At 62.4% G+C, this 1,715-nt stretch carries 2 protein-coding genes; one reads left to right on the top strand and one right to left on the bottom strand.

Features of this window, described 5'->3' with window-relative positions; translation table 11 throughout:
• Nucleotides 1-101: 101 nt before the first annotated feature.
• Complete coding sequence (locus BRAS3809_RS32805) at nt 102-650, bottom strand: septal ring lytic transglycosylase RlpA family protein (RefSeq protein WP_008966314.1); 549 nt, start codon at nt 648-650, stop codon at nt 102-104.
• Nucleotides 651-1,301: 651 nt separating this feature from the next.
• Between BRAS3809_RS32805 and BRAS3809_RS32800 the strand changes: the two genes are divergently transcribed.
• Nucleotides 1,302-1,715 (top strand): F0F1 ATP synthase subunit delta (locus tag BRAS3809_RS32800; protein WP_035660151.1); only part of this gene is annotated, 414 nt, incomplete at its 3' end.

Here is a 1,715-nt window from a genome sequence, read left to right as displayed (position 1 = left end):
CCGTCATTGCGAGGAGCGCAGCGACGAAGCAATCCAGAGTCCCGACGAGGCTCCTGGATTGCTTCGCTGCGCTCGCAATGACGCGCGGATAGATAGGTGGCTTACGACACGACCTCGGCGGTGACGCGGCCGACGCCGGAGCGGGTCAGGCCGATGGCGCGGGCGGCGCCGGTCGAGAGGTCGAGCACGCGGCCGCGGATGAACGGGCCACGGTCATTGACGGTGACGATGACGCTGTTGCCGCCATGGGTGACGCGCAGCTTGGTGCCGAACGGCAGCGAGCGATGGGCGCAGGTCATGGCGTTGGCATTCATGCGCTGACCGGAGGCGGTGCGGCTGCCGGACTCGTTGCCGTAATAGGACGCCATGCCGGAGAAGGTCCGGCCGGTGCCGGAGCTCGGCGCGACCGAGGCGTTGGAATTCATCCAGGACGAGTTGTTCGACCAGCCGTTCGAAAAGGAATCTGCCGCAGGCTCAGCGGCCTGGCGCGCCATGTGGTGGTGGTGATGGCGGGCGTGGTGATGATGGTGATGCCTGGAGCGAGCCGAGGCTTCGGTGGTGGTGCCGCCGACGATCAGCGTGACGGCAACGGCGAGCGCGGTGCGCGAGCCGGCAATCTTGCCAGCCGAGAGGTTCTTCAGTTTCAGCATCTATGTCCCTCGAAACAGTATTGCTGCGTTCTGCAGCCAGTGGACCCCCGTCAGGTGTTGAGGCGCGCGCCGTTTGATGGCGCAATGAGGCACGAATGGGGCAGTAGAAATTGTTCCGCCGGGATCGAATTATCTTGGGACTGGTTCTCTTCATCACGGAAAATTCCGTAATCCGACACTTTAACATTTCATTAACTCTTCAATACTTGATGTTACTGTTGAGTTAAGTCCTCGTTGAGCTTGATGGCCTCTTGACAAGTAATGCCGGCCCGGATGGGCGGTGGCCGCCCGACCCTACTGGAGCACCGTGCAAGCCCAGACGGGCATGGCGGCCATGCAGCAACAGGTGGAACGGAAATCCTTAACGACGGTACCAGGGGCTGGCCAGAGTGCGCTCGGCCGAAAGGCCGCGCTCACGCGGCTCGGGGCCCCCAAATGCAGCGCGGCAACAACGTGCCGAATAGCGGGCCACCGCTTGTTGCGGCTGCGCGTACGCTATGTTAGCAAAGCGCCGCTTTTCGTGATCAAGCCGCTCCCGCGGCGATCGAAAATCAAAGTCCTGCTTGAATTCCAAGGGCTTAATCGGTTTGCGCTGCAGCGGCGCGCCGGTTTCCCTCTTGTGGGTTGGGCACTTATATAAAGAGCGCGCCTGTGGCTGCTGAAGATCCCTCCGTATCCGGTGTGTCCGGTCGTTACGCGACGGCCCTGTTTGAACTGGCCCGTGACGAAAAGTCCGTCGATGCGGTCAAGGCCGATCTCGACAAGTTCAATGCCCTTCTCGACGAGAGTGCCGATCTGAAGCGCCTTGTCCGCAGCCCCGTGTTCGGTGCGGATGCGCAGCTCAAGGCGCTCAATGCCGTGCTGGAAAAGGCCGGCATTGCCGGTGTCGCCGCCAACGTGCTGCGCGTGCTGACCACCAATCGCCGCCTGTTCGCGGTGGCCGACGTGATCCGCGCCTTCAATGCGCTGGTCGCCAAATACAAGGGTGAAGCCACGGCCGACGTCACCGTCGCCGAGCCGATCTCCGACAAGAATCTCGACGCCTTGAAGGTCGCCCTGAAGACG

This window comes from Bradyrhizobium sp. STM 3809 (assembly GCF_000239795.1).
Classification (GTDB): Bacteria; Pseudomonadota; Alphaproteobacteria; order Rhizobiales; family Xanthobacteraceae; genus Bradyrhizobium.
The sequence above is the reverse complement of the archived record's forward strand: the minus strand, read 5'-3'. Positions and strand labels throughout refer to the sequence as shown.